Annotated in this window: 27 protein-coding genes; 14 read left to right on the top strand and 13 right to left on the bottom strand. The window is 30.7% G+C overall.

Translation table 11 applies throughout. From position 1 onward, the window contains the following. The 3 genes from BMY86_RS09380 to BMY86_RS09370 all read left to right on the top strand — a co-directional run. Positions 1–378 (top strand): T9SS type B sorting domain-containing protein (locus tag BMY86_RS09380; protein ID WP_143065635.1); only part of this gene is annotated, 378 nt, incomplete at its 5' end. A gap of 12 nt (positions 379–390) precedes the next feature. Further along, positions 391–1398: a PorP/SprF family type IX secretion system membrane protein gene (locus tag BMY86_RS09375; protein ID WP_091468120.1), complete on the top strand. Its 1008-nt coding sequence runs from the start codon at positions 391–393 to the stop codon at positions 1396–1398. A gap of 51 nt (positions 1399–1449) precedes the next feature. After that, positions 1450–1965 carry a gamma carbonic anhydrase family protein gene (locus BMY86_RS09370; protein WP_091468116.1) on the top strand — a complete coding sequence of 172 codons (516 nt, stop codon included), beginning with the start codon at positions 1450–1452 and terminating at the stop codon, positions 1963–1965. Positions 1966–2111: 146 nt separating this feature from the next. Here the strand turns inward: BMY86_RS09370 and murI are convergent, their stop codons facing one another. The 8 genes from murI to BMY86_RS09330 form a co-directional block, all read right to left on the bottom strand. Further along, on the bottom strand, positions 2112–2891 hold the full coding sequence (gene murI, locus BMY86_RS09365) for a glutamate racemase (protein ID WP_091468113.1): 780 nt from the start codon (positions 2889–2891) through the stop codon (positions 2112–2114). A 72-nt stretch (positions 2892–2963) separates the two neighbouring features. Continuing rightward, on the bottom strand, positions 2964–3470 hold the full coding sequence (locus BMY86_RS09360) for an OmpH/Skp family outer membrane protein (protein ID WP_091468111.1): 507 nt from the start codon (positions 3468–3470) through the stop codon (positions 2964–2966). 27 nt (positions 3471–3497) lie between these two features. Further along, positions 3498–4361: an OmpH/Skp family outer membrane protein gene (locus BMY86_RS09355; RefSeq protein WP_091468108.1), complete on the bottom strand. Its 864-nt coding sequence runs from the start codon at positions 4359–4361 to the stop codon at positions 3498–3500. 37 nt (positions 4362–4398) lie between these two features. Continuing rightward, the gene (locus tag BMY86_RS09350) at positions 4399–7020 is read right to left on the bottom strand and encodes a BamA/OMP85 family outer membrane protein (RefSeq protein WP_091468161.1); all 2622 of its coding nucleotides are present in this window, start codon (positions 7018–7020) and stop codon (positions 4399–4401) included. Between the two features lie 7 nt (positions 7021–7027). Further along, a complete protein-coding gene (locus BMY86_RS09345; RefSeq protein WP_394332570.1) occupies positions 7028–7759 on the bottom strand; it encodes an isoprenyl transferase in 732 nt (243 codons plus the stop codon). 1 nt (position 7760) lies between these two features. Beyond that, positions 7761–8447, bottom strand: coding sequence for a type IX secretion system protein PorG (porG, locus tag BMY86_RS09340; RefSeq protein WP_091468105.1), 687 nt, complete (start codon positions 8445–8447; stop codon positions 7761–7763). A gap of 108 nt (positions 8448–8555) precedes the next feature. Then, the gene (locus BMY86_RS09335; protein WP_091468102.1) at positions 8556–9440 is read right to left on the bottom strand and encodes an NAD kinase; all 885 of its coding nucleotides are present in this window, start codon (positions 9438–9440) and stop codon (positions 8556–8558) included. Positions 9441–9443: 3 nt separating this feature from the next. After that, positions 9444–10103, bottom strand: a complete 660-nt coding sequence (locus BMY86_RS09330) for a CBS domain-containing protein (RefSeq protein WP_091468099.1) — start codon at positions 10101–10103, stop codon at positions 9444–9446. 88 nt (positions 10104–10191) lie between these two features. Between BMY86_RS09330 and BMY86_RS09325 the strand changes: the two genes are divergently transcribed. From BMY86_RS09325 to clpX, 9 genes are all read left to right on the top strand, one after another. Next, positions 10192–10905 carry a pyridoxine 5'-phosphate synthase gene (locus tag BMY86_RS09325; RefSeq protein WP_091468096.1) on the top strand — a complete coding sequence of 238 codons (714 nt, stop codon included), beginning with the start codon at positions 10192–10194 and terminating at the stop codon, positions 10903–10905. 8 nt (positions 10906–10913) lie between these two features. After that, positions 10914–11675, top strand: a complete 762-nt coding sequence (locus BMY86_RS09320) for an alpha/beta fold hydrolase (RefSeq protein ID WP_091468093.1) — start codon at positions 10914–10916, stop codon at positions 11673–11675. A 105-nt stretch (positions 11676–11780) separates the two neighbouring features. After that, positions 11781–13037: an OmpP1/FadL family transporter gene (locus tag BMY86_RS09315; protein ID WP_177177157.1), complete on the top strand. Its 1257-nt coding sequence runs from the start codon at positions 11781–11783 to the stop codon at positions 13035–13037. 16 nt (positions 13038–13053) lie between these two features. Continuing rightward, positions 13054–13821: a hypothetical protein gene (locus BMY86_RS13175; protein WP_245745638.1), complete on the top strand. Its 768-nt coding sequence runs from the start codon at positions 13054–13056 to the stop codon at positions 13819–13821. A gap of 135 nt (positions 13822–13956) precedes the next feature. Further along, positions 13957–14670, top strand: coding sequence for a hypothetical protein (locus tag BMY86_RS13170; protein WP_245745636.1), 714 nt, complete (start codon positions 13957–13959; stop codon positions 14668–14670). 86 nt (positions 14671–14756) lie between these two features. Next, positions 14757–15098, top strand: coding sequence for a phage holin family protein (locus tag BMY86_RS09305; RefSeq protein ID WP_091468087.1), 342 nt, complete (start codon positions 14757–14759; stop codon positions 15096–15098). A 104-nt stretch (positions 15099–15202) separates the two neighbouring features. Next, positions 15203–16531, top strand: coding sequence for a trigger factor (tig, locus tag BMY86_RS09300; protein WP_091468083.1), 1329 nt, complete (start codon positions 15203–15205; stop codon positions 16529–16531). A gap of 101 nt (positions 16532–16632) precedes the next feature. Beyond that, complete coding sequence (gene clpP, locus BMY86_RS09295; protein ID WP_091468081.1) at positions 16633–17289, top strand: ATP-dependent Clp endopeptidase proteolytic subunit ClpP; 657 nt, start codon at positions 16633–16635, stop codon at positions 17287–17289. Positions 17290–17365: 76 nt separating this feature from the next. Further along, a complete protein-coding gene (gene clpX / locus BMY86_RS09290; protein WP_091468078.1) occupies positions 17366–18598 on the top strand; it encodes an ATP-dependent Clp protease ATP-binding subunit ClpX in 1233 nt (410 codons plus the stop codon). A gap of 63 nt (positions 18599–18661) precedes the next feature. Here the strand turns inward: clpX and BMY86_RS13210 are convergent, their stop codons facing one another. The 3 genes from BMY86_RS13210 to BMY86_RS09275 all read right to left on the bottom strand — a co-directional run bounded on the left by BMY86_RS13210 (position 18662) and on the right by BMY86_RS09275 (position 22131). Further along, positions 18662–18793, bottom strand: coding sequence for a hypothetical protein (locus tag BMY86_RS13210; protein ID WP_262487561.1), 132 nt, complete (start codon positions 18791–18793; stop codon positions 18662–18664). A gap of 41 nt (positions 18794–18834) precedes the next feature. Beyond that, the gene (locus tag BMY86_RS09280; RefSeq protein ID WP_091468071.1) at positions 18835–20406 is read right to left on the bottom strand and encodes an OmpA family protein; all 1572 of its coding nucleotides are present in this window, start codon (positions 20404–20406) and stop codon (positions 18835–18837) included. Between the two features lie 216 nt (positions 20407–20622). After that, the gene (locus BMY86_RS09275; protein ID WP_091468067.1) at positions 20623–22131 is read right to left on the bottom strand and encodes a GH3 auxin-responsive promoter family protein; all 1509 of its coding nucleotides are present in this window, start codon (positions 22129–22131) and stop codon (positions 20623–20625) included. 63 nt (positions 22132–22194) lie between these two features. Between BMY86_RS09275 and BMY86_RS09270 the strand changes: the two genes are divergently transcribed. Then, positions 22195–22989: a DUF2797 domain-containing protein gene (locus tag BMY86_RS09270; protein ID WP_091468064.1), complete on the top strand. Its 795-nt coding sequence runs from the start codon at positions 22195–22197 to the stop codon at positions 22987–22989. A gap of 40 nt (positions 22990–23029) precedes the next feature. On the opposite strand, the gene BMY86_RS09265 is transcribed toward BMY86_RS09270, so the two are convergent. Together BMY86_RS09265 and BMY86_RS09260 are read right to left on the bottom strand one after the other, a co-directional pair. After that, positions 23030–23977, bottom strand: coding sequence for a DUF3078 domain-containing protein (locus tag BMY86_RS09265; RefSeq protein ID WP_091468061.1), 948 nt, complete (start codon positions 23975–23977; stop codon positions 23030–23032). Next, positions 23970–25745 (bottom strand): 1-deoxy-D-xylulose-5-phosphate synthase, encoded by a 1776-nt coding sequence (locus tag BMY86_RS09260; protein WP_091468154.1) that lies wholly within the window; start codon positions 25743–25745, stop codon positions 23970–23972. The genes BMY86_RS09265 and BMY86_RS09260 overlap by 8 nt, the downstream gene beginning before the upstream one ends. A gap of 213 nt (positions 25746–25958) precedes the next feature. On the opposite strand from BMY86_RS09260, the gene BMY86_RS09255 reads away from it, so the two are divergent. Continuing rightward, positions 25959–26399, top strand: coding sequence for a nucleoside deaminase (locus BMY86_RS09255; RefSeq protein WP_091468058.1), 441 nt, complete (start codon positions 25959–25961; stop codon positions 26397–26399). Positions 26400–26456: the final 57 nt, after the last annotated feature.

Here is a 26456-nt window from a genome sequence, read left to right as displayed (position 1 = left end):
GGAGGAGCTTGGCAAACTAGTAATGTATTTACAGGAGTTGAAGCGGGAGTACACACGGTTTTAGTATCGGATCTAGAAGGATGTACAAACCTTTCGGAAGAAGTATTAGTAGTAGATTACATGAAATATTTCACGCCAAATGGAGATGGATTTAATGATACATGGAATATTGTTGGATTAAATGCACAACATAACGCAAAAATTTATATATTTGACCGATATGGAAAATTAATCAAGCAAATTGATCCATTAGGAAATGGTTGGGATGGTAAATACAACGGTCAAGACATCCCATCAACAGACTACTGGTTCAGTGTAGATTATACCGAAAACGATCAACAAAAACAATTTAAAGCACATTTTACGTTAAAAAGATAATATTTAAAAACTATGAAACTTAAGCACTTATTATTATTTAATTTAATCATCTTTTTTCAATCTGCATTTTCCCAAGAAGGTATTGCAGTTTATACAGATTATCTTACTGATAATTATTATTTAATTCATCCATCGATGGCGGGAGCATCAAATTGTGCTAAAGTTCGTTTAACAGGTAGACAACAATGGTTTGGTCAGGAAGATGCACCAGCTTTACAAACGTTTAGTTTCAATACATCTTTAGATGAAGATGGTAAATCGGGTGTTGGTATTATTGCTTTTAACGATAAAAATGGTTACCATTCACAAACAGGTGCTAAGTTAACTTATGCGCATCATTTATTGTTTTCAAGATCGAAAGCAGATTTAAATATGTTATCTTTTGGATTAAGTACTGCTTTTATTCAAAGTAGATTAGACGAATCAGAATTTACAACTTTTGATCCTGTTATTGTAGGTGGTGGTTTTCAACAAAAAGATTCTTACTTTAATTTAGATTTAGGAGTTTCATACCACTATTTAGATTTCTTTACACATGTTACAGTAAAGAATTTTATTGCAAATCAAAGAAGAGAAATTTATTCTTTAGGAATCGAATCGGATAACTTAAGAAAATATTTATGGAGCCTTGGTGCTAATTTTGGTAATGATGATAATATTTTAATTGAGCCATCATTTATGTTACAAGTTACTGAAAAAACGGGTGAAAAATCGATTGACTTAAATGCTAAAGTTTATAAAGCTATGGAATTTGGTAAACTTTGGGGTGGTCTTTCATATAGAAGAAGTTTTGATGGAGCTGAATACCTAAATGGAGATGTAGTTGATAATCAAAAATTACAATGGATTACACCATTTGTTGGAGTTAACTTTAAACAATTTATGTTAGGATATTCATACAACCAAGTATTAGGAGATGTTAAGTTTGACAATGCTGGTTACCACCAATTAACTTTAGGATTCAACTTATTCTGTAAAGACAAAGCATTCGATTGTAACTGTCCGGCAGTTGTAAACTAATAAAAAATAACGAATCCCGATTTTATCGGGATTTTTTTTAAACTATTATTTATGTTAATTAAAGAAGTTCGTGGCAAAATGCCTGTAATTCCAGAAGATTGTTATGTAGCTGAAAATGCAACTATAGTTGGTGATGTAACGTTTGGAGAAAATTGTAGTGTATGGTTTAATGCAGTTGTTAGAGGAGACGTACACTTTATTAAAATTGGGAATAAAGTTAATATACAAGACGGTGCAGTAATTCATTGTACGTATTTAAAACACCCTACAATTATTGGAAATAATGTTTCGATTGGACATAATGCTATTGTGCATGGTTGTACGATTCATGATAATGTTTTAATTGGAATGGGTGCAATTGTTATGGATGGTTGTGTAGTGGAAAGTAATTCAATTATTGGTGCAGGAAGTGTGGTAACACAAAATACTCATGTTGAAAGTGGGTTTATATATGCTGGTATTCCAGCTAAAAAAGTAAAGGCGCTTAATGCAAGTGATTTTGCTGGCGAGATTGACAGAATTTCGAATAACTACGTGATGTATTCAAGTTGGTTAAAAGAAGAGTAAAAAACCACTTAAAATGATTAATAGCCGTGGTTAAAACGGCATCCTTTTATTTTGTTACTTGATTTGTTTTGTAAGCTTCAAGTGACAAAATAAAAGATATAGTGGAAGACACGAATTTCTGTTTTATGAAAACGAAATTTGTGCTTCTAAAAATCTTTATAATTGACTTTATAATTAGGGCCAATTAATTCTTGCATTACTTCCGGTTCGCTATTTATATAAAAGATGTTTTCTGCCTTTTTATGGGAAGTGTTAAACAGATTATTTACTTCTAATATGTGTTTAGTTTGTCGGGCTACAGCTTCTCCAGAATCAATTATTTTAATATGACTTGGTAGTATTTTCTTTATTTGAGGAATTAAATAAGGGTAATGCGTGCAACCTAATACTAAATAATCGATATTTTGTTCAATCATTGGGTTTAGATAATCATGAAGTAATTGTGTCATTTCTTCAGAGTACATGTTTCCGCTTTCAATCAATTGAACTAATCCATAGCCGATTTGCTCCACTATTTTAACATCGGAGTACAAAGCAACATTTTGATGAAAAAGTTCGCTATTTAGCGTTCCTTTTGTGGCTAAAATGCCGATACAATTATTTTTTGATTGTAGTGCAGCTGGTTTAATGGCTGGTTCGATTCCTATAAAAGGGATGTCATAGGTTTCACGAAGTGTTTTGATTGCGTTGGTAGTTGCAGTATTGCAAGCAACAATAATCATTTTGCAATTTTGATTGAGTAAAAACTCAGTGTTTTTTTTGCTGAGTTCGATGATTTCCTCTTGACTTTTTTGTCCGTACGGTGCATTTTTACTGTCTGCTAAATATAATGTGCTTTCGTTGGGAAGTAAAGTGTGTACTTCTTTCCAGATTGAAGTTCCACCCACTCCAGAATCAAATAAACCAATTGGATTTTTATTACTCATAGAAACAAATTTAAAAAAAAACTGCTCAAACTAAAAATTAGAATGAGCAGTTTATTTATTTTTTTAAGAATATTAGTATCCTAATTCTTTTTTAACATCTGCTAATAAATCTATACCATCAGCTAATAAAACTCCGCTTCCCATAGAAGAATCTAAAACGTATTGAATTCCTTTAGCGCGAGCTACTTTTTGAATAGCTGCTTGTGCTTTTTCCATAATTGGTTTTTGTAATTCAATAGATTTATCTTGTAATGATTTAGTAGCATCATCTTGATATTTTTGGATTCTTTCACCGAATTGTTGCATTTCTTGAGAACGAGTTTGGTTTAAAAGATCACCAGCTGTTTCAGCTTCTTTTTGGTATTGTGCAGCTTTAGTTTGGTATTCAGTTACTAATTTTTTGTATTCTGCATCAACACTTTCTTTTAATTTTGTTAATTGAGCTTCAGCTGCCTTCATAGCTGGCATTGTAGACATTAAAGCACTAACATCAATGTGCCCAACTTTAGTTTGAGCACTTACAGATTGTGCTCCAAAAAACATTACTATTGCAATAAATAGAGTCTTTAATTGTTTCATTTTCATTCTAATTTAATAAAGGTTAATTTAATCTTTCTTTGGTTCTTGGTTTTTGTTTTCCGGAGTTTTATTTTCCGGAGTTTTGTTATCAGCTGCTTTATTTTTTAGCGCTTCTCTTTTTGCTTTTTGTTCGTCTAATAATTTTTGACGTGCTTCTGCTCTTTGTTTTAAAAGTTCTGCTCTCTTTTCATCAGCTTCTTTTTTCTTAGCTGCAAGTGCGTCTTTACGTTCTTGTAATTTTTTCTCTCTTGCTTCTTTAGTAGCTTCAATAGCTTTTTCTTTTTCTAAAATTTCAGGATTTTCTTTAGTATCGAATTCTCTCTTTTCTTTGTCTTCCTGTATTTTTTGTTGCTTTTTTGAAAGTTCTACTTTTTTGCCCGCTCTTTCTAATTCTTTTAAAACGAAATCACTAATATCAAATCTTTCAGCAGAATATAACATTGTTAAGTCAGATGATTTATCGAAAATGAAATCGAAATTTCTTTTTGCTGCAATATCTTGAACTATATTAAAAACTTGATCTTGAATTGGTTTTACTAATGATGATTTTTGAATGATTAAATCTCCATTAGGACCAAATCTTTTTTGTTGATAATCTAGCATTTCATTTTCAAGAACTTTAATCTCTTCTTCTTTTTCAGTAATAAGCTCTTTAGTTAATAAAACCTTTTCTGAAGCTAAAGCTTCCTTAAGTCTAGTGATGTCATTTTTCTTTGTTTCAATTTCATGTTTCCATGTATTTGCCTTCTGCTCTAATTGGTTTTTTGCTTCAGCATATTCAGGAACTTTTTCCAAAATATAGTCCATGTCAATGTAACCTATTTTAGTAGTTTTTTGAGCGTTAACCGCTAAAAACATGCAACTTAAAAGTAAAACAAAATATTTTTTCATAAACTTAAAATGTTAAATTCAACTATCGTGCCAAAGTTTAAAATTGTTGCCCGATGATAAAGTGAGTTTGCCATCCACTTTTTACAACATCTCCAGGAACTGGGTCGAATCCGTGTGCAAAATCAATACCTAATAAACCAAATGCAGGCATAAATACTCTTAATCCGAAACCAGCTGATCGTTGAATTTTAAATGGATCAAAATCTTTAAAATTATCGAATGCTGAACCAGCTTCTAAAAATGACATAGCATAAATTTTAGCTGACTGTTTCATGGTAATAGGGTATCTTAACTCCATTGAGTATTTGTTGTAAACTGTACCACCGTTTTGCGAAGATAACGAATTATTTGGATATCCACGCAATTGAATAATTTCTCTACCGTCTAAAGAATAATTAGCTAATCCGTCTCCACCTACGAAAAATCTTTCGAAAGGAATAATTCCTCTATCTTGATTATAAGCGCCTAAGAATCCAAATTCTCCTCTAGCTCTTAAAACGAATTTTTTATAGATTTTAGTATACCAATCTCCACTAAATTTAATTTTATAGAATTCTAACCATTTGAAACGTTCTTGGTCTATTTTTGATTGATCAGCCACAGCTTCAGATAGGATAAAAGTTTGATCTCCATTTTGATCAATATAAGCACCAGATGGAACATAATTTCCATTTGTATTTACGTAACCGTTTCCTTTATTTTTTAATTTATATTGTTCTAAGTTTTTTAAATTTCCATAATCAATTCCGTTAAATGCAGAATATGGTAATGAGAATTTTGCAGATACTGTGAATGTTGATCCTCTATCTGGGAAAATAGGATCTAAACCTTTACTGTCTCTTGTTAACGTAGAATTAAATGATAAGTTTCTTGCTGCTCCATCACCAAAAGTAAATAACCCTGTATTGTAATTATTTAAGTCATAGTATGAGAAAGAAACAGAATTAGATAAGCTAAAATAATCATCTGGCACTTTCAATCTTTTTCCATAACCTACAGTAATAGTAGAGATGTTGAAACTCTTGTTTCTAGTTACATCTCTTGTATTATAATCGTATAAGAATTGTTTACTATGAGATAAAGAAGTAAAGAAACTAATTGGTTTTTTACCACCTAACCATGGTTCTGTAAACGATAAACTATATACTTGGAAGTTATTACTTCCTTGTAAACGTAACGACATTTTTTGTCCGTCTCCCATTGGTAAAGGACGATAAGCTTCTTTCTTTAAAATGTTTTTTAAAGAGAAGTTGTTAAAGGATAAACCTAACGTTCCAATGAAACCTCCAGCTCCATAACCTCCTTGTAATTCAACTTGACTCGAACCTTTTTCTACAACAGTCCATTCTAAGTCAACTGTTCCGGCTGCAGGATCCATATTTATTGGTTCAGGACGAATGGCTTCTGCATCAAAAAACCCTAATTGACCTAATTCACGAATAGAACGGATAACTTGATCTTTATTCCATTTCTGACCAGGTCTTGTTCTTAACTCTCTATAAATAACACGGTCATTTGTTTTGTCGTTTCCTTTAACGATGATGTTGTTAAAATAGGCGATTGGTCCTTCTGAAATTCTGATTTCAAAATCGATAGTGTCGTTTTCAGTTTTTACTTCTACTGGGTTGATGTTAGACCATAAATAACCATTGTTTTGGTATAAATTAGTGATGTCTTCGCCATCAGGTTGAGTATCGTCTGCAATTCTCTTTTGTAATAAGACACCGTTATAAACATCACCTTTTTGGATGCCTAAAATGCTGTGTAATAATTGATCAGAATACACAGTATTTCCTAAGAAGCGAATGTCTCCAAAATAATGTTTTCTACCTTCTTCTAAGTTTACATTAATGTCTAATTTATTTTTCTCTTTATTATAAACAACTTCTTCATTAATAATACGAGCGTCACGGTAACCCTTTTCTTTATATTTAGAGATTAAAGTTGTTAAATCTTCTTTGTATTTGTCTTTAACATATTTTGAAGATTTAAATAAACGGTAAATTCTTTTTTCTTTAGTGTTTTTAAAAGCTTTCTTTAGTTTAGAATCTGTTATTTGTTCATTACCTACAAAATTAATTTTATTGATTTTTACTTTATTTCCTCTATCAATAAAAATAACCATATCTACTTTAGAATTCGTAGAATCGGCTAATGTGTTGATTGTAGCTTTTGCGTTATAATATCCGTCTTTTTTGAATTTTTTCTCGATATAATTTTTAGTGTTAGTCAATAAGTTGTCATTAACAACCTTTCCTTTAGTTAACTCTGTTTCTTTAAGAATATCTTCTTTTTTACCTTTTCTAACACCTTTAATTTTTACCTCGTTTAGTTTTGGAAGTTCAAATAATTCTAATTCAAGGAAAATATTATTTCCTTCAATTTTCTTTACATAAAAATTAACATCATTAAACAAACCAAGTTTCCAAAGTTTTTTAACAGCATTACTAATTTCTTCACCAGGAACTCTAATTTTTGAACCAATTTCTAATCCAGCAAATGTAATTACAGTTTGTTCGTTATAAGAAACTTTTCCTATAACTTCAATTCCTGCAAGCGTATATTCGTTACCTTTTTGTAATGTTGTTTCCTCTTGTGCTTGAATGATATTTCCTAAAAATAATAAGGCAAATAAAAATAGTATTTTGTTCTTCAACATTTTTGATTTATCTAATTTGTTCACTTGTTTTTCCAAACCTTCTTTCTCTTTTTTGATAACTAATTAAGGCTTTGTTTAATTCTTCTTCATTGAAGTCAGGCCAAAGCACTTCTGTAAAATAAAATTCAGCATAAGCAATTTGCCATAATAGGAAATTACTTATTCTGTGTTCGCCACTTGTTCTTATTACTAAGTCAACATCTGGCATATTGTGTGTGTAAAGATGCTGATTAATAATTGATTCGTCAATAGCATCAGTTGAAATTATATTATTTTTAACTTTTTCAGAAATATTTTTAACAGCATTTATGATTTCGTCTCTAGCGCCATAACTTAAGGCTAAAGTTAAAGTCATTCTTGTGTTATTTTCTGTTTTTAAGATAACTTCTTGTAATTCTTTTTTAACACTATTTGGAAGACTGTCAATGTTACCAATAGCGTTTAGTCGAATATTGTTATCTTGAAGCGTTTTTAATTCTTTTTTTAAAGCGCCAATAAGCAATTTCATTAAGGTTTCAACTTCCATTTTGGGTCTGTTCCAATTTTCAGTTGAAAAAGCATATAATGTTAAAAATTCAATACCTAGTTTGGCGCAATTTTCAACGGTAACTTTAACAGATTTTGTGCCATTTTCATGACCAAAAGCTCTTAACATTCCTTGTTTTTTTGCCCAACGACCATTTCCATCCATAATGATGGCTAAATGTTTTGGTAAATTATCTTTGTCTATTTCTTTCATTTTATTTATCTGCACAAAAACATGGGTTTTGCCCAAATGTATACGTTAATGTAAAACCAGTAAATATATACCAATCTTTATTGTTCAAATCTCCAAAACGTAATGTTTTGAAGTTGTCATTTTTAGGATTACTTCCGTCTAAATTATCAGTAAATGTATAACGAGCTCCAGTTTCAAAACCTAAAATTAAACGATCAGCAATTTTAGCTTTTACACCTAATGTCATTGGGATAGCAAATGAAGAAGCTTGATAATCTTCATGACTTTCTTTATTTAAAATGTAAATTTCATCATAAATAAATACGGATAAACCTGAATGAACATAGGGTGTAATAACAAAATCCGACTGATGTAAATCGAATTCCAAAAAGTTAAATTCTAAACCAGCTGTAAATTCTTTTATTGAATTTTTAAATCTGAAATCTCTTTGTATTCTGTTTGGGGCTTTACTATCTCCATCATATGATGAAATAGTTGCTTGATTATATGAAAAACGCCAAGAATGTCTTTTACTACGATTCCATTTATAGATTGCGCCAATTGCTGTTTCGTTAGGGGCAAAATAATCCATTGGTCCAACATCACCAATGTAATTACTACCACCTAGAAAAACCCCAATTTCATGGATTTGTCCGAATGAATTGCAACAAAATAAAAGTGCTGTAATATGTAATAAAAATCTTTTCATTTTTCAAATAGTTTGCAAATATAACAATATTGAAGTACTAACAATCTTAAACCAAGTTTTTTTGATTAAATCTTGGTTTAATAACGTAAAAAAATGAAAATTCGTGTGTTAATTCCTTTTGTCTTCTCCCCACAATAATTTTTTGCGGATGGTTCTTAAGAAACCTTCTTCAGGAAATTCTACAATTAATATGTGGAAATTGGTTTTTTTAATTGTTAAAGTTGTTTCGTTAGAAACTGAAGTAATTCTTGAATCTAATGATACTAAATATTGTTCTTCTCTTCCTGTTACTTTTAAAGTAATTTCTAAATCGTCTGGAATTACTAATGGTCGAGCTGTTAAATTATGAGGCGCAATCGGTGTAATTATTAAACAATTTGCTGTTGGCATGATAACTGGGCCACCACAACTTAAAGAATAACCAGTTGAGCCAGTTGGAGTAGAAATGATTAATCCGTCTGCCCAATAAGAATTTAAATATTCGTTGTTGGCAAAGGTTTCTATAGTAATCATCGAAGTAGTATCTTTTCTCGAAACGGTAATTTCGTTCAATGCAAAATTGATATCTTCTAAATCTTTATTTTCTGGATGTGAATTTAAACTGACTAAAGTTCTTTTTGAAATTGAAAAATCATTGACTAAAACTCGGTGCAATAACTTTTCAATGTTTTCTTCTTGAACGGTTGCTAAAAACCCAAGTCGTCCTGCATTTATTCCAATAATTGGTATGTTTGAATCACGTACAAAAGTTGCAGCGCGTAAAATAGTTCCATCGCCACCAATACTGATTAAAAAATTAAAATTTTCTTTTAAACATTCGTGAGTATCAAATTTTTTAAAGCGATGTAAGTCGATATTGTTTTCTATTAATTTATCATAGAATATCGAATAGAAACAGATTTCAATATTTTTTTGTTCTAAAAAAGCGACAACCTTTTCAACAATTGAATGGGTGTTGTTTTGATAATATTGACCAAATATTGCTATTTTCATTTTTTAAATGTTTAAATATTTGTCTAAATAATCTGAGCGTTCTTTTAAACCCGCTAAATATGAATCTTCTTGGTGTTCAGATAAAATAGTGTAATTGTATCTTCGAAACGTTTGAATGATTTCGTTGAAATTATGTTGCGAAATTTTTAAGGTAATTTGAGTAGTGTTGGCAGTTACATTTGAGATAAATGCACCCAAAACTTTTGCTTCATTGCTTTCAACAATTTGGCAAATTTGACTAAAAGTATATTCTGTAGATTCTTTTTCTATAACTACAATTCCTCCATTTTCTTTAATAAAAGTAGTTTCATTTAAAAAATGCAATACATCGTCTAATTCGTAAAATCCGATATATTGATTTTTTTCATTTAAAATGGGTAATAAATTAGTGTGGTTTTTTGAAAACTCTTCAAACACATCGAACCAATTCATGTTTTCTCTCACAAAAAAGCGATGTAAATTTAGTTTGTGATCATTTATTAAATCGGAATTTGGATAAATATAAACTTCTTCTTCTGAAATGGATCCAATAAAAACTTCATTTTCTAAAACGGGAAAATGCGTATAATTTAGATCTGAAAAAATAGTTGTAGCCTCGTCAACGGAGTTGTTAACTTGAAGGGGTTTAACTTGGTTGTTTATAAAATCGGTAATATTATCCATAAATGTGCTGTGAAAACTAATGCAAATTAAGTAAAAAATACAAAATAGTGTCTTTTTGTTTGCTATTTTTGTACAAATAAAAGTAATTATGACAAAATTATCCGTTAATATAAATAAAATAGCCACTTTAAGAAATGCTAGAGGTGGAAATGTGCCTAATTTATTGCAAGTTGCAAAAGATATTCAAAAATTTGGAGCGAATGGAATTACAATACATCCACGTCCAGATGAACGCCATATTACCTATCAAGATGCGCGTGATTTAAAAGATATTGTGTATACCGAATACAATATTGAAGGAAATCCACAACATAATTTTATTGATTTGGTTTTGGAATGTAAACCCGATCAGGTAACGCTTGTTCCAGATGCAATTGGAGCTTTAACATCGAATGCGGGTTGGGATACTATTAAATATAAAGAGTATTTAACTGAAGTGGTTTCTGAATTTAAACGTAATAATATTCGTGTTTCTATTTTTGTGGATCCTATTGAAGCTATGATTGAAGGAGCTAAAGAAACTGGAACAGATCGTATCGAATTGTATACCGAAACTTTTGCACATCAATACGGTTTAGGAAATCTAAAAGCTATCGAACCTTTTACAAAATGTGCCGTTTTAGCGAATGAGTTAGGATTAGGTATAAATGCTGGTCACGATTTAAGTTTAGATAATATTAAATTTTTTAAAGATAATATTCCAAATTTATTAGAAGTCTCTATTGGACATGCTTTAGTTTCAGAATCGTTATACTTAGGTTTTGAAAATGTGGTAAATATGTATTTAAGAAAATTGAAATAAGAAATAACATGTTGTATTCTAAAATTGAAGGAAATGGAACGCCATTTTTAATTATTCATGGCTTTTTAGGAATGTCGGACAATTGGAAAACACTTGCCAATCAATTTGCACAATTGGGTTTTGAAGTCCATGCTTTAGATATGCGAAATCATGGAAAAAGTTTTCATTCGGATGAATTTAGTTATGATGTGATGGTTCAAGATGTAAAAGAATATGTGGATTTTCATCAATTGCAGAATATAACACTTCTGGGGCATTCAATGGGTGGAAAAATTGCCATGCTTTTTGCAACAACATATCCTGAACTAATTTCTAATTTAATAGTTGCTGATATTGGTCCGAAGTATTATGCGCCACATCACCAAAGTATATTGGCGGCGTTAAATGCAATTGACTTTTCTCAAAAACCAAGTAGGGCAGAAGTAGATGAAATTATATCGACTTATATAACCGATTTTGGTACCAAACAATTTTTATTGAAAAATTTATATTGGGTAGAACCTGGTCAATTAGGGTTTCGATTCAATCTAAAAATTTTTAATGAAAAGATTGAAGAAATTGGTAAACAACTTCCTTTTGAAAATACGTTTAATGGAGCTGTACTTTTTCTCCGTGGAGATAAATCGGATTATATTTTAGATGCCGATTTTGAAACTATTTATTATCATTTTCCAAACGCTGTTATAGAAACTGTATCTAATGCCGGACACTGGCTACATGCTGAGAATCCATCGGAATTTTTTGAAAAAGTTCAAGGTTTTGTCAAATAATTACTATGCACACATAATATTTTTGTTAAAATAATTGCAATTTTCATAAATTGTGTTAATTTTGATAAACGATTAAACTAAAAAAAAACTAACTAATATTAAATTATGAGAAAAATTTTTTCTTTATCATTGATGACGTTGGCTTCATTTTCTATGTTCGCGGGTGGATATAGAGTTTCTGTCCAAGGTCAAAAACAATTAGCTATGGGTCATACCGGAGTAGCAGTTGTTAATAGTGCAGAGGTGGCGTTTTTTAACCCTGCAGGTATGTCGTTCTTAGACAAAAAATTCAATTTATCTGTGGGTGGTAATGCGCTTTTTGCAAAATCAAGATTTCAAAATTCTCAGTATAATTGGCAAGCTTCAACAGATAATTTGGGTACTCCATTTAGTTTGTATGCAACTTATAAAATTGCGGATTGGGTTTCTGCAGGTTTAGCAGTTTATACTCCATACGGTTCATCTGTAGAATGGGATAAAAATTGGCAAGGAGCACACTTAGTAAATAATATCGAATTACAAGCAATATTTATTCAGCCTACTGTATCTTTCAAAATTGAAGATAAATTCAGTATTGGTGGAGGACCAATTTTTGCTATGGGAAGTGTAAACTTCAATAGAAATATTACTCCAAATCCTTTATTAGGAAATTCTAATGTAACGTTAGATGCTAAAGGAATTAATGCTACAGGATATAATGTTGGTTTTATGTTTAAGCCAATGGATGAAATTACTTTAGGGGTAGATTATCGTTCAGAAATCATCATGGAAGCAAGAGGTGGTTCTGCTAAATATGAAAGAAATGCAATTGCAAATTTAAATCCAGCGTTTACAGATGGTACTTTTGATGCAGATTTACCATTACCAGCTGAAATTACAGCAGGTCTTTCGTACAAACCATGTGATAAGTGGTTATTCGCTTTCGATTACAACTATACAAAATGGAGTGTGTATAAATCATTAGATATTACAATTCATAATGATAATGCTACACCAGTTGTTTCAAATAACTTAAGAAATTATAAAAACTCAAGTACTTACCGTTTAGGAGCGCAATATAAAGCTACTGAAAAATTTACGGTAAGAGCTGGTTGGTATCATGACCAAAGTCCAGTACAAGATGGATATTTTGCTCCAGAAACTCCAAGAAACGATTCTAATGGATATACTGGTGGTTTCACTTATCAAGTATCTGAAAAATTAGGAATTGATTTCTCATTCTTATACTTACACTTTGATCAAACTGATAATTCTTATGATTATTATGATGATCCATTAACAACAACAGGATATACTTCTTTTGGTGGTACTTACAAATCAACAGTATTCTCTCCAGGTATTGGTATAACTTATGGTTTCTAATTTAAAAAATATTCAAATGAAAAATAAATTTATATTATTATCAGCATTAGCAATCGGATTTGCTAGTTGTGAGCCAGAATTCGATAAAGAAGTAAATGCAGATTATACTGCAGGTGAAGCTGATTTTTCTTCATATGTAGCCATTGGTAACTCGCTTACTGCTGGATATATGGATGGAACAGTTTCTAAAGGAAGTCAAATGAATTCTTACCCAAATTTATTAGCACAACAATTTGCTTTAGTAGGTGGTGGTGCTTTTGAACAACCTTCATATGAAGATGACGTAAATAATTTAGGAGGATTAATGTTAGGAGGAAATCCAATTTCAACTACTAGATTAGTTATTGATGCTTCACAAGGTCGTCCAGAAAATATTGCTGGGGCTCCAACAATTGAAGTTTCTCAATTGCAACAAAAAGCGTTCAATAATATGGGTGTTCCAGGAGCGAAATCATTTCATTTAATTGCGCCTGGATATGGAGATTTAGCCGGTGTGGCAGTTGGTACTGCAAATCCATACTTTGTTCGTCATGCAACATCTTCTTCAGCTTTAGTTTTAGGTGATGCAATGTCAAAAGCACCAACGTTCTTTACGAATTGGATTGGTTCTAATGATGTTTTAGCTTATGCTACAAATGGTGGGGCAACTAGTAATGGTAATACAGCAGCTGCAGATCATAATACTACTGGAAATTTAAATCCAGCTACTTATGGTGGAAATGATATTACAAATAGTAATGTTTTTACAAATGTTTATGGTCAAATTATCAATACTTTAACATAAAATCCAAATACTAAAGGTGTAGTTTGTACTATTCCAAGTGTTACATCAATTCCTTATTTTACAACAGTACCATATGCTCCATTATCTCCAACTGCATTAGGAGGAAGTGCAAATATTAATGCATTAAATGCTGCATTGTACAATAATTTAGATGCAATTTTTACTGCTTATGGAGAGCCAAATCGTGTAAATGCTTTATCAGCTACTGCGGCAAATCCGTTATTAATTACTGATGTTGATGCTGCAGATAGAACAGCTCAAATTACAGGTGCTTTAACACCAACTTATGGTCCAGTTATCGCTGCAGAATTTGGTGCGGCTTTCGGAAAATGTCGTCAAACTACTTCAGCAGATTTAGTAGTTTTACCTGCTTCTTCTGTTATTGGTACTAACAACGCAAATGCTACTGCAGCTATGGTTGCGGCTGGTGCGAATAAAAACGGAGTTTCGTATCCAATGGCTAACAGATGGGTGTTAACTGCTAATGAAAAAGCTAATGTAGCTGCTGCAACTTCTGCTTATAATGCTGCAATTACTTCTATTGCAAATGCAAAAAATACTGCTGCTGGTTATACAGTTATTGCTGTTGCAGATATGAATGCTGTTATGAATCAGTTAATTACTGGAATCAGAACAGAAAGTGGTTCGTTCTATACAGCTAACTATTTTAGTGGTTCTGCTACAGAAGGTGGTGTATTGTTTTCTTTAGATGGTGTACATCCAAATGCTCGTGGTTATGCAATAATTGCTAATGAAATTATTAAAGTAATCAATAGAGAATTTAAAGCTAATTTACCAATTCATAATTCAGCTTATTTCCCTGGAATTAATATTGTTCCTACAAACTAATTTAGACTTATAAATTAAATATAAAATAGGCATCATTTTTGGTGCCTATTTTTTTATATTTACATTTTAAATTAATTACATACAAAATGAAGAACTATCTAATTAAATTGATTATTTCAACAATCTTAATTGTTGTGTTGTCACATTTTTTAAAAATTGAAATCACAGATTATACTGCAGCAATCTTTATGGCAGTTGCATTATCCTTTTTAAATACCTTTTTAAAACCAATATTAGTATTGTTTACTATTCCGGTAACCATATTTACTTTAGGGTTGTTTTTATTGGTTATCAATGCAATTATTGTAAAAGTGGCCGATTATTTTATTGACGGAATAAACGTGCCAACTTTTATAACGGCTATTGTTTTTAGTATTTTACTTTCAATTAGTCAGTATATTTTGAATAAAATTTTCGTAGATGAATAATAAAAATTTATCGAATTGAAATTCAGTAAATTAAAAACTTGTTTGGGTTGTAAAAATTATATAATTTTGCAACCCAAATTTTATACTTCAAAAAATCAATTAAAATGAATATTACAAAAGAACAAGTTGATGCATTAAATGCTGTTGTAAAAGTAGCAATTACTAAAGAGGATTATGCAGACAAAGTGGAGAAGGTTTTAGCAGATTATAGAAAAAATGCTTCAATTCCTGGTTTTAGAAAAGGAGCTGTTCCTATGAGCTTAATTCAAAAACAATATGGTAAAGCTATTCAAGCGGAAGAAGTTAATAAATTATTACAAAAATCTTTAAACGATTTCTTAGTTGAAGAAAAATTAGACATCTTAGGAAATCCATTACCAAAAGTAACTGAAAGCATTGATTGGGATGCAGATAAATTAACATTCGAATTTGAATTAGGTTTAGCGCCAGAATTTAATGTTGATTTAGGAGCTAAAACAAGTGTAGTTCAATATAAAATTGTTGCAGACGATGCTTTATTAAACGAGCAAGTTGAAAGAATTCAAAAACAATATGGAAAATTAATTACTGAAACTGAAGTAAAAGATGGTTTTGAAATGAACGGTACTTTTACAAATGAAGAAAAAGGTATTAATAGTCCAGCTTTAATTTCTTTAGATATTTTTAAAGATAAGAAAACAGCTAAATCATTCATTGGTAAAAAAGTTGGTGATGTAGTTACTTTAAACACAAAAGGTTTATTTGATGACGACCACAAATTAATGGATTATTTAAAAGTTTCTCATGATGATGTTCATGGTTTAGATATCGATGTAAACTTTACAATTGAAGCTATTCAATCTGTTGAGAAAGCAGAATTAAACCAAGAATTATTCGATAAATTATTCGGAGAAGGAGCAGTTTCTTCTGTTGAAGATTTAAAAGGTAAAATTAAAGAAGATGCAGAATTGCAATTTGCACAACAAGCAGATCAAAAATTCTTAAACGATGTTACGGATTCTTTAGTTGAAACTACAAAATTCGATTTACCAGCAACTTTCTTAAAAAAATGGATTCAAACAGTTGGTGAAAACCCATTAACTGCAGAACAAGCTGAAGAAGAATTTGCTAAATCTGAAAAAGGTTTACGTTACCAATTAATTGAAAATAAAATTATTGTAGCTAACGATTTACAAGTTAAATTTGAAGAGTTGAAAGACTTTACAGCTGGTTTAATTAAACAACAAATGGCTCAATTCGGACAATTAAATCCAACGGATGAAGAAGTAGATGGAATTGTTACTAGAGTTTTATCTAATCAAGATGAAATTAAGAGAATTTCTGATCAGGTTATGAGCACAAAAATGTTAAATCTTTTCAAAGAAAACGTAAAAGCTAAAACAAAAGAAGTTAACTATCAAGATTTTATTAAAGCGATGTACGGTGAAATGTAATCGTTAGTATTAAATCATAAAATTTAGTATATTTGAACGTCAAATCTTTTGGTTTGGCGTTTTTATATTTTGAAAAGTCAACGTTTAAATTAAATTTTATAATGAACTACGGAAAAGAATTTAAAAAATTTGCTACGAAAAAACACGGAGTAAATAGCTTGTATTACGATAAATTAGTTGGAAGTTTAACACCATATATTATTGAAGAACGTCAATTAAATATTTCTCAATTAGATGTATTTTCTCGATTAATGATGGATAGAATTATCTTCATGGGAACTGGGGTTGACGATTATATGGCAAATATTATTCAAGCACAATTATTATTTTTAGAAAGTGTGGATGCTTCTAAAGATATTCAAATTTATATCAATTCTCCAGGTGGAAGTGTATATGCAGGTTTAGGTATTTACGATACGATGCAATTTATCAAACCAGATGTTGCAACTATTTGTACTGGTATGGCAGCTTCAATGGGAGCGGTATTATTATGTGCTGGTGCTGAAGGAAAACGTTCGGCATTACCACATTCGAGAGTAATGATTCACCAGCCATCAGGAGGTGCACAAGGTGTAGCAACGGATATGGAAATCAACTTAAAAGAAATGTTGAAATTAAAAGATGAATTGTACCAAATTATTTCAACGCATTCAAAACAACCATTTGATAAAGTGTATAAAGATAGTGAGCGCGATTATTGGATGATTGCTGATGAAGCAAAAGAATATGGTATGATTGATGAAGTATTAAGAAGATAAATTCAGTTGACAGTTTTCAGTCTCAGTTTACAGTTTTGTATCTGCGACTAAAAACTGCGACTGTGAACTAAAAAAAATGGCAAAAGAAGTATTAGAATGTTCGTTTTGTGGAAGGAAAAAGCCAGAAACTAATTTATTAATTGCAGGTATTGATTCACATATTTGTGATAGATGTATCGAGCAAGCACATGGTATTGTTGTTGAGGAGCTAAAAGGAACATTAAATTCTGAGGCTTTTAACGATTTAATTTTACGCAAACCGAAAGAAATAAATGCGTTTTTAGATGATTATGTAATCGGTCAAGAACAAACTAAAAAAGTATTAAGCGTTGCAGTTTACAATCACTACAAGCGATTAATGCAAAAGGTTCAAACGGATGATGTAGAAATCGAAAAAAGTAATATTTTAATTGTTGGACAAACAGGAACTGGAAAAACGTTAGTAGCAAAAACTATTGCTAAAATGTTAAACGTTCCTTTAGCAATTGTGGATGCAACAATTTTAACAGAAGCAGGTTATGTTGGTGAAGATGTTGAAAGTATTTTAACACGTTTATTACAAGCAGCTGATTACGATGTAGCTAAAGCAGAAAGAGGTATTGTTTTCATTGACGAGATTGATAAAATTGCTCGTAAGAGTGATAATCCGTCTATTACAAGAGATGTTTCAGGAGAAGGCGTGCAACAAGCTTTATTGAAGTTGTTAGAAGGTTCTATTGTTAATGTTCCGCCAAAAGGTGGAAGAAAACATCCAGATCAAAAATTTGTTGAGGTAAATACTCAGAATATTTTGTTTATTGCTGGTGGTGCTTTTGATGGAATTGAGCGTATCATTTCTAAACGATTAAATCGTCAAGCAATGGGATTTAGCGCATCTAAAGAATTGGAAAAAGTAGATGAAGCTAACTTAACGCAATATATTATTCCAAAAGATGTTAAAGAGTTTGGTTTAATTCCAGAAATAATTGGTCGTATGCCGGTTTTATCGCATATGGATCCGTTAGATGGAAAAACGTTAAGAGCGATTTTAACAGAGCCTAAAAATGCTTTAATCAAACAATACCAAAAATTATTTGAAATGGATGGTGTTGATTTTACAATTGAAGATAGCGCTTTAGATTTTATTGTTGAAAAAGCTTTAGAATACAAATTAGGAGCACGTGGATTACGTTCTTTATGTGAAGCAATTTTAACGGATGTTATGTTTGAATTACCTAGTTCTACAGAAAAAGAATTAAACATTACACGTGATTTTGCAGAACAAACTTTAAATAAAAATCTACTTCAAAAATTACAAGTAGCATCATAATAAAAAAAAGGCAACCAATTTGGTTGCCTTTTTTCTTTTTTTACAGTTGTTTAATTGTGCAGTTTATGCTGCTTTTTTCTCAGTAACAATTGGTTTTGCGTTTACATATCTTGCTTTACAGCTCCATCCTCTACTTGAACATGATGTTAATACTAAACCTACTACTAATACTGCGATAATTTTTTTAATTGACATTTTTTTTGTTTTAATTGGGTTGTTGTTGTGTTGTGTTTATTTTATTTGTTTATTTTGAATTCTGTTCTTCTGTTTAACTGATCTTCTTCTGGAGTACAAGTAGTACAGTTAACTTTTGGTTGCGCTTCACCCATTCCAACAAATTTCAATCTGTTTTTGTTGATTCCTTTAGAAACTAAGTATTCATAAGTTGCTTTAGCTCTTTTCTCAGAAAGTACTTTGTTGTATTCATCAGAACCTTTAGAATCTGTATGAGCGAAAATTGAAATTGACATTTCTGAATTTTCTTTTAATACTGTTGTAATTTTATTTAAAGATAATTTTGATTCTTCTTTGATTGAAGCTTTGTTGAAATCAAAATAAATAGATTCAATTACGATTTCAGTTTCAGTAACTACTGGTTTCGATTGGTTTAATTCAATCGCTGTATCACTATAAAAATCACCAGAAGTTAATTGTTTAGTAAATGGCTCATAACCGTCTTTTTCAATTGTTACATTATAGATAGTTAAAGGGTTATAAATGATTGAAATGTTTCCTTTTTCATCTGTTTTTCCATCAGCTAAAATTTTTCCAAATTCGTTTTTAACCACGATTTTTGCGTTTGGTAAAGCTGTACCAGTCGTTTTTTCTTTAATAGCTAATTTAGAAACAGTGTTTGGAGCCATTTTTAAATTATATCTATAAATATCATAATTTCCGTCAGTTGCTGTTTTGTCTGAAGATACATAACCTTTGTTATCGCTAACCATTACAAATGCTAATTCATCTTTTCTTGAGTTTAATGTTCCTCCTAAATTAAAAGCAGTTTGGTATCCTTCATCTGAAATTGATGATCTAAATACATCAAATCCACCCATGTTTGTATGTCCTTTTGATGAGAAAAATAAATAGTTGCTATCATCAGAAATGAATGGGAATTTTTCGTCTTCTTTTGTGTTGATTTTTGAACCTAAATTCATTGGAGCACCTAAAGAACCGTTATCTAAAATAGCTACTTCATATAAATCGAATCCACCATATCCACCTGGAATGTTAGAAGCAAAATATAATTTTTTACCATCGTTAGATACAAATGGAGTTTCAATTGAGAATTGATCATCCATTAATTTTAATTCTTTAATGTTAGTCCAATATTTATCTGAATTTACATCTAAATCAGCAGTATATAATTTATATACATTTGGGTTTTCTTTAGTAGATTGTGTAAAGAAAACTTTATTTTCATCTGGAGTAAATGCAATTGTCCCTTCGTTATCTTTAGAATCGATTGCAGAAGAGAATAATAACGGGAATGATAAATTACCAGTACTATCTACATTTACACAGTATAAGTTATGATTTGGAGTTTTTGTCTCTTCGTTTATTGTAGTTTCATAATGTCTTCTTTTTTTGTTAGACAATATGATAAATTTGTTTTTGAAGAATGTTGAACCAATTTCTGATAACTCTGAGTTAACACTAACTTCACTTAAGTTAAATCTTAATCCTTTTGCGTTTTTGTTAATAATGTCATGAATTGAATCTAATCTTGCATTTCTTACAGGTTCTTGTCCTAATGTTAAAAATGATGTTAGAGAAAATAATGCAAGCAATAAAAATTTTGGTTTCATACTGATTTTTAGATTTGTATATTTCTTTTGGCGGGCAAAAGTATACTATTTTTACAATAATTTTATATTGATTTTCAAAAATTTGGTGCAAATATTGATTTATAACAAAATATCGTAAATTAAAATCGATAATTACCTTTTTTACTCGATAAAATACACTGAATGTGTCTTCTAGGTAAAATTAAGGTTAAGAGGTGTTCGCGAAATGCGATGAAATTATAATTGCAGTAATTCTTCTAAATAAAGTCGGTCATTTGACAATCTTGGAACTTTATGTTGACCACCTAATTTATTATTTTTTTTCAACCAATCATAGAAAAGATTTTCTTTTGCAACATTTAACACTAAAGGATTAAGTGTCATGTTGTTAAAGCGTTTGGCTTCGTAATCGGAATTGATTTCTTGTAGATTTTTATCTAATAATTCAGCAAAATTCTGAATGCTTTCTGGATGTTTTTCAAATTCAATGATCCATTCATGGGCACCTTTCTCTTTTCCTTGCATAAAAATAGGAGCAACGGTATAATCTTTTATTTCACAGTTTAAAGCAGCACAAGTTTTTGAAAGTGCAGAATCGGTATTTTCAACCATTAATTCTTCGCCAAAAACATTAATATGATGTTTGGTTCTTCCTGTAACTTTAATTCGATGCGGATTTAACGATGTAAAACGAATGGTATCTCCAATTAAATAACGCCATAATCCTGAATTTGTGGTAATTACTAATGCGTAATTTTTATTTAACTCTACATCTTGTAGTGGTATAACTTTCTGATTTTCTCTTCCAAATGTATCCATTGGAATGAATTCATAAAAAATACCATAATCCAACATTAATAACAAATCACTTGAATTATTTAAATCTTGTAAAGCGAAAAATCCTTCAGAAGCGTTATAAATTTCGTAGTACTTAAAATCGTCTTTTGGAAATAATTTTTTGTATTGTTCACGGTACGGATCAAAACTTACACCACCATGAAAATACACTTCTACATTTGGCCAAATTTCTAAAATGTTCGATTTTTTATTTTCTTCTAAGGCTTTGTTTAATAAAACCATCATCCAACTTGGTACACCCGCTAAACTGGTTACATTTTCTAAACTACTTTCATTAATAATTGCAGGTAATTTGGTTTCCCAATCGCTCATTAATGAAGTTTTATTGCTTGGAGTGGAACTAAATTCGGCCCACATCGGCATGTTGTCAATCAAAATTGCCGATAAATCTCCAAAAAAAGTATTGTTGTTTTCGTATAATTGTTTGCTTCCGCCTAAGCGTAAACTTTTACCTGTAAACAATTGAGATTCTTCATTATTATTCAAATACAAACACAATAAATCCTTACTGGCTTTATAATGATTATTGTCTAAAGCTTCAGAACTTACAGGGATGAATTTGCTTTTTGCATTTGTTGTACCGCTCGATTTTGCAAAGTATTTAATGTTCGAATTCCAAAAAATATTTTGAGCTCCTTGTCGCGTTTGTTCAATATAAGGCTCTAATTCTTCATAAGTAGAAACCGGAATTCTTTCGTTAAAAGTTTGATAGTTTTTTATAGAACTGTACTCGTATTTTTTTCCTAAAACAGTATTTTCTGCCGATTTTAATAAACCAAATAATAGTTCTTCCTGAACTTCAATAGGATACTTAACAAACAATTCAATTTGATGAATTCGTTTTTTTAAAATCCATGAAGCAATCGAATTTATTATTGGTAATGGCATTTGAGTATCTGTATTTTTATAACTTTACCAAAAATAATAATTTTTACATCAATTACAATTTTTATGACAACTTTTGAAGGAACCTTAACAAAGATGGAAACCGAAATGGGCTCGCCAATTCAGTATTATTTAATTTTCGATTCTAATTTTATTAATGTTAATCAATTAATTAATAAGGAAATAGAGATTTCTTTTAAAGGGTATCAATGTTTAAATTGTAAAAAAGCAAAGAAAATTTGGCGACAAGGATTTTGTTACGATTGTTTTTCAACTATTCCGGCCGCAGCCGATTGGATTATGAATCCAGAATTGAGTAAAGCGCATTTAGATATTGAAGATCGTGATTTAGAATATGAAAAGAAAGTGCAATTACAACCGCATACCGTTTATTTAGCCTTGTCGAGTGAAGTAAAAGTTGGGGTAACTAGAAATACGCAAGTACCCACACGTTGGATTGATCAAGGAGCTGTACAAGCTTTACCTGTTTTAGAAACTCCGAATAGATATTTAGCAGGAGTCGCCGAAGTGGCTTTGAAAAATCATTTTGCAGATAAAACAAATTGGCAAAAAATGCTTAAAAATGAAGTGCCTAATGTGAATTTATCGGAAGAAAAAGATAAATTGAAACAATGGTTGCCCGAAGAAACAAAACCTTATTTTATTGAAAAAGATACTTTTTATAATTTAGAATTTCCAGTAGCGAAATATCCAGTAAAAGTAGCGAGTTTAAACTTAGAAAAAACGCCTAATTTTTCAGGAAAAGTAGTTGGAATTAAAGGTCAGTATTTAATTTTTGAAGACGGAACTGTTTTTAATGTTCGAACGTATGAAGGTTATGTAGTAAGTTTGAAATTTTAAATAAAAAAAAAGCCTCGAAATTTCGAGGCTTTTTTTTTATTTAAAATGTATATTCTAAACCAATTCCAATTAATTGTTTCCATTGAACTCTAGCGCCTTCAGTAATTTGTACGCCATCAACTTCGCGTTTGTTTTTAATATCGTTGTCGTATAATAATTGCGTTCCAATATTAGCTTTTACGTATTTGTTTACAATCATTTCAACTGCTAATTGCCAATTGATATCAATGTTACCAAAATCTTTTAGATAATCAGTGTATAAAGTAGCTCTTGTATCAAAATTGATGTTAGTCATTACTTTTCTCTTCCATTGAGAAGTAATCAATGCACCTAATTCTGTTCTTTGTTTTTTACCGTTTCTTAAAAGAATAGTTCCAGTTTCATCATAAATAGCTTTTTCTACTCCAAATGCACCTTCATTAGCTAATCTAGTGTCTAAAACCAAAGTTGTTTTTTGTGTTAATGGAGATAAGTATAAATTAAAACCTAAATCTTTTCTAGAATATTCTGCTCCAATACCTAAAAATACATAGGCTGGTGAAAATGGTTTTGAAATGGCTTTGTCTACATTTGGATAGCTGTAACCATTAGCAAATTGTGTTAAAAAACTGAATCTTCCTCCATAATACCAATTTGAAATAGTATCTGTACGGTAACCTAAAGTAGAGTTGAAATTAATTTGATCGTCCGTTTTTCTTAACTCCGTATTTTCTTGCTTGTTAATACCATAACGAACAATCAATTCGTTATCCCATTTTTTATTATCGTTTAAATAATTTCGAATAAATTGACCTTTAGCTAATCCAGAAATGGAATTGTTTCCTCCGGCAGACCAATTAATAAATGTAATTTGTGTGAAATCTAAACCAACTTTATTTACCTTTTTCCAATTTGAAATAGAATCTGGTTTTTCAGTTCTGATAATTTGTGAAAATGTTGAGTTTGTTGAAATAATGAATATTGCGAAAATTAAAATTCTTTTAATCATGATTATTATGCAAAAATAATTGGGTTAAACTTTCTATGTCTAATTGGGTTAATTCAAATAATTGTTTTACAGTGCCATGTTCAATAAATTCGTCCGAAACACCGCGATTAATAATTTTATTTTTATAATTATTTTGTGTTGCAAAAGTGTTAATAATACTTCCTAAACCTCCATTTAATGTGCCTTCTTCTACAGTAATTATTGTCGAATGCTCGGCAAAAATACTTTCTAATTTATCAATATCCAAAGGTTTGATCCAACCAACATGAAAATGAGAGTAATTTTCTGATTTTCCAGTGTTTAAAATAGCTTTTGAAACATTATTTCCTATGGTGCCCGTTGATAATACTGCTACTTTATTTCCCTTTTGTAATGTTTGAATTTTTCCGATTTCTATTTTAGAAAAAGGTTGTTTCCAATCTACAATTTCACCTTTTCCTCTTGGATAACGTATTGCAATTGGGTGATTTAGTCCTAACGAAGAAGTATATAATATATTGCGTAAATCAATTTCATTTATAGGAGCGTAAATCATCATATTCGGAATGCAATTCATATAGGCAATATCGAATAAACCATGATGCGTTGCGCCATCTTCACCTACAAATCCTGCACGATCTAAACAAAAAATAACGGGTAAATTTTGTATCGCCACATCATGAATCACTTGATCGTATGCGCGTTGTAAAAAAGTGGAATAAATATTACAAAAAACCGTCAATCCTTGTGTAGCCATTCCGGCAGCTAAAGTTACTGCGTGTTGTTCGGCAATTCCAACATCGAAAGCTCGGTCTGGAAAAGCTTCCATCATGTATTTTAAAGAACTTCCTGATGGCATAGCTGGAGTTATTCCAACAATTTTTTTGTTTTCTGTAGCTAATTCTACTATTGTATGTCCAAATACATCCTGAAACTTAGGTGCTAAATTCTCCACTTCAGGTTTTAAAATTTTACCAGTCAGTTTATCAAATTTTCCAGGTGCGTGAAATTGTAACTGATTTTCTTCAGCATACGATAATCCCTTTCCTTTTGTGGTAATGATGTGTAAAAATTTCGGACCTTTTATATTTTTTAAGCGTTGTAATTCCGATACTAATTTAGGTAAATCGTGTCCGTCAATGGGTCCAGAATAATCAAAATTCAACGACTTAATCATGTTGTTTTCTTTCGGATTTTTTCCTTCTTTAACCGCAGTTAAATAATCTTTCAAGGCTCCAACACTTGGGTCGATTCCCATAGCGTTGTCGTTCAGAATTACCAATAAATTTGCGTCTGTAACACCAGCATGATTCAAGCCTTCAAAAGCCATTCCGCTTGCAATCGATGCGTCACCAATAACAGCAATATGTTGTTTTTCTAAATCACCATTAATTTGAGATGCAATTGCCATTCCTAATGCAGCAGAAATTGAGGTAGAAGAATGTCCAACACCAAACGTATCATAAATACTTTCACTACGTTTAGGAAAACCTGAAATACCATCCATTTCACGGTATTTATGGAAAATTTCTCGTCTTTCAGTTAAAATTTTATGCCCATATGCCTGATGCCCAACATCCCAAACCAATAAATCATTTGGAGTGTCAAACACATAATGCAACGCCACAGTTAATTCTATAACACCCAAACTCGCACCTAAGTGTCCTTCTTTCTGAGATACGATATCAATAATAAACTCTCGAAGTTCATTAGCAACTTGGGGTAACTGATTTTCAGAAAGTTTTCTTAAATCAGTTGGAGTAGTTATATGTGAAAGTAAATTTTCCATTCTTGCTGCAAAAATACAATAATGTTTGTAAATTTGATAACGAACAAGTAGTTGATGCATATTTAAATTAGCCACGAATTCACGAATTGAAATATTTATTAAAAAATTCGAATAGACAAAGTCGATTAATTATTAGAATTTTTTAAGTTTTAACATTTAAATCAAATTTGTAATTCGTGAATTCGTGGCAAAATCAAATTAAAAAAATCAAAATTGGAAAATATTTTTACTGACGAATATTTTATGAAAAAAGCACTTCAGGAAGCTGAAATGGCTTTTGATAAAGATGAAATCCCGGTTGGTGCAGTGGTGGTTATTGATAATAAGGTTATTGCCAGATCGCATAACTTAACCGAGTTGTTAAATGATGTAACAGCACATGCTGAAATGCAAGCAATTACCAGTGCGGCAAATTTTTTAGGTGGAAAATATTTAAAAGGGTGTACGCTATATGTTACTTTGGAGCCTTGTCAAATGTGTGCCGGAGCTTTGTATTGGAGTCAGATTTCTAAAATTGTTTTTGGAGCTTCTGATGAAAAACGCGGTTATAAAGCATTAGGAACGCAAATTCATCCGAAAACTGAAGTAATTTCTGGAGTTTTAGAAAAAGAATGTGCCGAATTAATGACAAGCTTCTTCCAAAAAAAACGTTAAAATTTGGCATGTGATTTGATGTTAATATTTTACAAAAAAACTTGTTAAATTAACCTA

The organism is Flavobacterium urocaniciphilum, assembly GCF_900110615.1.
In the GTDB taxonomy this organism is placed as follows: Bacteria; Bacteroidota; Bacteroidia; order Flavobacteriales; family Flavobacteriaceae; genus Flavobacterium; species Flavobacterium urocaniciphilum.
The sequence above is the reverse complement of the archived record's forward strand: the minus strand, read 5'-3'. Positions and strand labels throughout refer to the sequence as shown.

Coding starts and splice junctions, on each gene's coding strand:
- BMY86_RS09375 (WP_091468120.1), top strand. CDS start 391: ATGAAACTTAAGCACTTATTATTATTTAATTTAATCATCTTTTTTCAA.
- BMY86_RS09370 (WP_091468116.1), top strand. CDS start 1,450: ATGTTAATTAAAGAAGTTCGTGGCAAAATGCCTGTAATTCCAGAAGAT.
- murI (WP_091468113.1), bottom strand. CDS start 2,891: ATGAGTAATAAAAATCCAATTGGTTTATTTGATTCTGGAGTGGGTGGA.
- BMY86_RS09360 (WP_091468111.1), bottom strand. CDS start 3,470: ATGAAACAATTAAAGACTCTATTTATTGCAATAGTAATGTTTTTTGGA.
- BMY86_RS09355 (WP_091468108.1), bottom strand. CDS start 4,361: ATGAAAAAATATTTTGTTTTACTTTTAAGTTGCATGTTTTTAGCGGTT.
- BMY86_RS09350 (WP_091468161.1), bottom strand. CDS start 7,020: ATGTTGAAGAACAAAATACTATTTTTATTTGCCTTATTATTTTTAGGA.
- BMY86_RS09345 (WP_394332570.1), bottom strand. CDS start 7,759: ATGAAAGAAATAGACAAAGATAATTTACCAAAACATTTAGCCATCATT.
- porG (WP_091468105.1), bottom strand. CDS start 8,447: ATGAAAAGATTTTTATTACATATTACAGCACTTTTATTTTGTTGCAAT.
- BMY86_RS09335 (WP_091468102.1), bottom strand. CDS start 9,440: ATGAAAATAGCAATATTTGGTCAATATTATCAAAACAACACCCATTCA.
- BMY86_RS09330 (WP_091468099.1), bottom strand. CDS start 10,103: ATGGATAATATTACCGATTTTATAAACAACCAAGTTAAACCCCTTCAA.
- BMY86_RS09325 (WP_091468096.1), top strand. CDS start 10,192: ATGACAAAATTATCCGTTAATATAAATAAAATAGCCACTTTAAGAAAT.
- BMY86_RS09320 (WP_091468093.1), top strand. CDS start 10,914: ATGTTGTATTCTAAAATTGAAGGAAATGGAACGCCATTTTTAATTATT.
- BMY86_RS09315 (WP_177177157.1), top strand. CDS start 11,781: ATGAGAAAAATTTTTTCTTTATCATTGATGACGTTGGCTTCATTTTCT.
- BMY86_RS13175 (WP_245745638.1), top strand. CDS start 13,054: ATGAAAAATAAATTTATATTATTATCAGCATTAGCAATCGGATTTGCT.
- BMY86_RS09305 (WP_091468087.1), top strand. CDS start 14,757: ATGAAGAACTATCTAATTAAATTGATTATTTCAACAATCTTAATTGTT.
- tig (WP_091468083.1), top strand. CDS start 15,203: ATGAATATTACAAAAGAACAAGTTGATGCATTAAATGCTGTTGTAAAA.
- clpP (WP_091468081.1), top strand. CDS start 16,633: ATGAACTACGGAAAAGAATTTAAAAAATTTGCTACGAAAAAACACGGA.
- clpX (WP_091468078.1), top strand. CDS start 17,366: ATGGCAAAAGAAGTATTAGAATGTTCGTTTTGTGGAAGGAAAAAGCCA.
- BMY86_RS13210 (WP_262487561.1), bottom strand. CDS start 18,793: ATGTCAATTAAAAAAATTATCGCAGTATTAGTAGTAGGTTTAGTATTA.
- BMY86_RS09280 (WP_091468071.1), bottom strand. CDS start 20,406: ATGAAACCAAAATTTTTATTGCTTGCATTATTTTCTCTAACATCATTT.
- BMY86_RS09275 (WP_091468067.1), bottom strand. CDS start 22,131: ATGCCATTACCAATAATAAATTCGATTGCTTCATGGATTTTAAAAAAA.
- BMY86_RS09270 (WP_091468064.1), top strand. CDS start 22,195: ATGACAACTTTTGAAGGAACCTTAACAAAGATGGAAACCGAAATGGGC.
- BMY86_RS09265 (WP_091468061.1), bottom strand. CDS start 23,977: ATGATTAAAAGAATTTTAATTTTCGCAATATTCATTATTTCAACAAAC.
- BMY86_RS09260 (WP_091468154.1), bottom strand. CDS start 25,745: ATGGAAAATTTACTTTCACATATAACTACTCCAACTGATTTAAGAAAA.